General features: G+C 60.5%; 3 protein-coding genes and 2 pseudogenes. 2 read left to right on the top strand and 3 right to left on the bottom strand.

Annotated features, from left to right (window positions below):
• Positions 1-122, top strand: a 122-nt coding sequence (locus AC0L20_RS39340) for an SbmA/BacA-like family transporter (protein ID WP_473295566.1), incomplete at its 5' end; no start/stop codon positions are given.
• Between the two features lie 465 nt (positions 123-587).
• Here AC0L20_RS39340 and AC0L20_RS39335 read toward each other — a convergent pair.
• Positions 588-1,175 (bottom strand): GNAT family N-acetyltransferase, encoded by a 588-nt coding sequence (locus AC0L20_RS39335; protein ID WP_473295565.1) that lies wholly within the window; start codon positions 1,173-1,175, stop codon positions 588-590.
• A 440-nt stretch (positions 1,176-1,615) separates the two neighbouring features.
• On the opposite strand from AC0L20_RS39335, the pseudogene AC0L20_RS39330 reads away from it, so the two are divergent.
• Positions 1,616-1,908: pseudogene (locus AC0L20_RS39330) on the top strand (aldehyde dehydrogenase family protein); the annotation flags it as partial.
• 117 nt (positions 1,909-2,025) lie between these two features.
• On the opposite strand, the gene AC0L20_RS39325 reads toward AC0L20_RS39330, so the two are convergent.
• Positions 2,026-3,528, bottom strand: a complete 1,503-nt coding sequence (locus AC0L20_RS39325) for an SGNH/GDSL hydrolase family protein (RefSeq protein WP_473295564.1) — start codon at positions 3,526-3,528, stop codon at positions 2,026-2,028.
• Between the two features lie 54 nt (positions 3,529-3,582).
• Positions 3,583-4,263: pseudogene (locus AC0L20_RS39320) on the bottom strand (IS5 family transposase); the annotation flags it as partial.
• Between the last annotated feature and the right edge of the window lie 74 nt (positions 4,264-4,337).

Genomic DNA, 4,337 nt, shown 5'->3' with positions numbered 1-4,337 from the left:
TCAACTCCTGGAGCACGATCGTCGAACTGATCTCGATCTATCAGCGGCTGCGGAGCTTTGAGGCAAAGATCCACGGTCGGCCACTGCCGTCGATCGAGACACAAAAGGAGCCAGCCTCATGATTGGCGTAGCTGCAGGAGTTGACGAAACCCGGCCCTTGAGCCGCTTGCCGCACACCCGATCCGACGCCCCCACACTGCGGTCATCGCGTCCTTGATCGTAGCCCCATATCCTCGCTTGTGCTCTCGCGGTGCCTCGACCGGCCTCGGTCCAACTGTTGCGCGTGCCCGAATTGCACGCACCGCATACTTGCGATGCCAGCCGGTCGTCGCGCATATCGCATCGAGATGCGCCTCTTTTCCGCCCGGGTGGCCGACCGGCAACGATCCCTTTCGGCCGACACCACCTGCCGCCGCGCGCCCATGCTGATCTTTCCCGCCATAGACGCCACCGGACCAATTCGATGGCAGCCACCCAATCACCGGCGAGAAGTTGTCCAGTAACCATCCGGATGAGGCAATGCGCCTCAGTTCGTCTCCAAGGACGGTTCGGGAGCCGCAGCATGCGAAGCGTCTCCGAAATTCCGTTCACCGCGTCTTTCGCAACATCGGCGTAAGTGGCGGTGAGCAACCGTGCTGTATCTCTCCAATAATCTTGAACCCGTGGCGTTGGTAAAACGGAATGTTTTCAGGATTCGAACTTTCGAGGTAGGCAGCGAGGCCCTGCTCATCACAGCGTTGAAGAACGTACTTCATCAGCAATGTGCCAAGCCCTTGTCCGGCCCAGTTCGGATCGACAGCGATCAGGGGCAAATACCAATGTGGCTCGGAGGGATGATGTTCGGCCATTCCCTGGCGCAGGTGTGCCATATGTTCGCTGATTTCAGGGCGCAGGGACAGCGCCATGATTGCGTCCAGCGCATCCTCATCCTGCTGCACGCCCGGAGGCAGCCACAGGGCCGCCGCGCGAGTCTCTCCCGTGACGTATGCTGTGCCATGCTCGAATGCTCGTCCGCCACAGGCCTTGATGAACTGAGTCATGCTGCCAAGATATTGCCCAGGGTCCGGCCAACTCCAACGCATCAAAGGATCGGCGGCAAAGCCGAGGACAATCGTCCAGACGATTCTTGCCCGAATACTTGCGTTCGCCGAGGTGACGCCCGGCTCTCTAGTCATGATGCACCGCTTTTCGATCACAGAGTTGAAGGTTGGAGCACAGGACCGATACCTTGGACGTGAGCGGAATGGATGTGCCCCCGAACATTCATCGGATCCCTTTAGTTTCCGTCTCCCGCTCTCATCCTGCCTCAGAAGACCGCCTTCGACGGCCGCTTCGGACGGAGGTTCCTCGCTGGAGGCCCTGACCCTTGGGGCTGGATCTGGATCTGGCGAGGACTTGTGCTTTTCGCCATGAGAGCGTCATCTGGATCCAGCGCTTTCCGGAGGAAGGGTCCGTTTTATCGGCGTCGACAACTCTGCCAGCCTTCCGAAAGCAGCGAAAAGACGATTTGAGTTACAAGGTGATCTTGTTTCGCCAAATGTTGCGAGTTGCATTCGCTCGACGAGTCTAAGCACCGCAGTATAATTTGGAACCTGCCAACCCAGGTAGGTGCTTGGCATTCGCCCTAAGGATTGCCAACGACTTCCCCTTCGGCCTTGCCGCAGCGATCACCCGTGACGTCGCCCGCGCGCATCGAGTTGCCCCTTCGTCGGCCGGCGTCGTCTGGGTCAACGATCATCACCGGCTCGACCCCGCCTCGCCTTGGGGGGCCTCGGCTATTTCCGCCACCGTCCGCGAATACGCACCGAAACCTTCGACAACCACTTCAACACTAAGAGCGTGATGATCGCCACGCACGAGCAGCCGTTCGACTGGTATCGCGACACGGCCAACCAGAAGCGGCTGAACAGTGTTGCTCCAGGTGCGAACTGCGTTTGCCACGCCCACAGGCCCCGGCGCAAACCGATGCGATTGTCCCCGAAGCGGCCCCACTGAGCGAAACCTGCGGGCCAAAACGTCAGCGCCTCACCTTTGGCTGCGATTCTTTTTCTGCTTTAGCATTGGCGCCGGCGCAGATACCGGGATGCGATCATCGGGCGAAGCCGAAGCCATTGGAGTATCCTTAGACTGCTCGCGTCCGACTTCGCGGCGCGGCCAGACAAAATCGTCGGCGCGACCGGCCGGTGCCGACAAGGGCTCACCTTTGACCAAGACACGCGCTGCTAGCGCATCCATTGCCATCGGCGCCCCTGGACCGCCGAGCAATTGATCGGCGCCGAAAGAGGGGGCCACCAAGGGAAGGATCGGTCCGGCGAGCGGGCGCAGGTCCGGTTGACCCGGCAGCGCATTGACGTCGGGCTTTGCCGGTTCCGTCGGCAGCGCGATCGGCGCGGAACGAGTAGCCAACAACCGGTTGATTTCGCGTTCGACATAATGCGCAAGCTTGCGGGCGCCGGGCTTGGTGAAATACACGCCATCGGAGGAGCGCAGCTGACGGATCTGGCCTTCGAAGTCGGGACCGCGCTGCATAAAATGGCCGGCTTCATCGACAAAGCCGTCCCAGACATCGACATAAGTGATGCCGGCCTTGCCGGCCGCCTCGCGATAGAGCGAATCCAGAAACAGGGTGTCGGCTGTTGCCTTAGGGCCACGTACCACCGGCAGGCCAACCCACAGCACCGGCACCCCCTTAGATTTGAGCACGCCGATCATCTGTTCGATCTTGTTTTTGTAGAGCTCGATCCAGCGTTTCTCGCGATACTCATAGAGGCCGTTCGGCGAGCGCGTGCTACTCTCCGGCTCGATAGCCGGCGCGTCGGCGGCGTCATTTGGCGACAATTCCGTATCGACCAGTCTGCCATCCGGCTTCGCGTCGACGTTCGTACCGCCCTCCGGCTTGACGCCCGGTTTGCCTCTGGCTTCCTTCTTGTCTGCGTTTTTGTCCGACGGCTTGATATCGGATTTCTCAGCCGGCGGCTCGCGCATCCCGACTCGGTCATCGAGTCCGAGCATGACGACGATGACGTCCGCTTTTTCGGTCGCGAGAATGCCTTTGGCAGCGGCGGCCCAATCGGCCGGATTGCCCTTCGGCTGATATTTGATAAGGCCTGAGACGGTCTTATGTCTGCGGATCACGCCCATGTCAGGCTGTTCGGCATAGGCGTCTTCAAGACCATAGGCGAGCCAGTCCGCCATGGCATCACCGAGCACAAGAACATGGCGCTCCGGTACAGTATCGCGCTTTCCGGCCGCGGGCGCCCTCGAAAAATCCTCGCGCGCGGGCGGCAAGGTTTGCCGCCGATCCCAACGAGGCTGGGGAGCAGACGGCTCAAACATGTCGTTACCAAACCAGCCGCCGCCGAATCCGCCACCGCGTTGCGGCTGCGGCCGTTGCTGATAGCCACCGAAATTGAAGAACTGCGCCGACGTCGGGCCGACAACGCCGACCACCATCCCCCCAGCGATGGTTAGCGCAATCAGGGGACCTCTGTCGGTAAAGATACGCAATTTTCTTAGTTTGTTTGACATGCTCTTGGACCGCACAAGACGAAGAACTGCCGCGACAGAGACTAGGGTTCAGACTCAATTGATCCAATAGGCGACGACGGCGGCGAGGTGGACGGCGGCCAAGAAGTTTCTAGCAAGTTCGTCGTAGCGAGTAGAGACACGCCTGAAATCCTTGAGCCGGCAGAAGCAGCGCTCGATAACGTTGCGTCCTTTATAGGCGCGTTTGCTGAAGCTGTGGAGGGTCACCCTGTTGGACTTGTTCGGAATGACGAGTTTCGCGCCGCGATTGACGATTTCGGTGCGAAAGCCGTCGCCATCGTAGCCTTGTCCCCAATGAGGGAAGACATGGGCGCCGCGAGTTTCAAAAGGGCCGGCCCTGCGGCAAGATCTGCGTCTTGTCCCGGAGTGAGATGAAATGCGCAAGGTTTGCAATCGGGGTCGCTCAGCGCGTGGATTTTCGTGCTCCGCCCGCCGCGTGAGCGGCCGACGGCCTGTTCATGCTCCCCCCTTTTCCGCCGCTCGCGGAGCGATGCGCTGTGATCGAGGTGGAGTCGATCGACAAAGTCAGGCCGTCCTTGCCGCAGCGGGCGAGCGCTTCAAAGATAGCCTGCCAATGTCCGCGCTTAGCCCAGCGATTGAACCGATTGTAATTGTCGTGTAAGGGCCATAGTCGGGCGGGCAATCGCGCGAGCGTGCGCCGCACTGGAGCATGTGAACGATACCGCTGATGATGCGTCGATCGTCTTCGCGCGCGGGGATGTCCCGATCGGTGTTGAACTACGTCGGGCCGACGTTGCCGGGATGAATGTTACGCGGCCCTCGAGACGTGG

It is taken from the genome of Bradyrhizobium sp. Kon58, from assembly GCF_055807455.1.
The sequence above is the reverse complement of the archived record's forward strand: the minus strand, read 5'-3'. Positions and strand labels throughout refer to the sequence as shown.

Coding starts and splice junctions, on each gene's coding strand:
- AC0L20_RS39325 (WP_473295564.1), bottom strand. CDS start 3,528: ATGTCAAACAAACTAAGAAAATTGCGTATCTTTACCGACAGAGGTCCC.
- AC0L20_RS39335 (WP_473295565.1), bottom strand. CDS start 1,175: ATGACTAGAGAGCCGGGCGTCACCTCGGCGAACGCAAGTATTCGGGCA.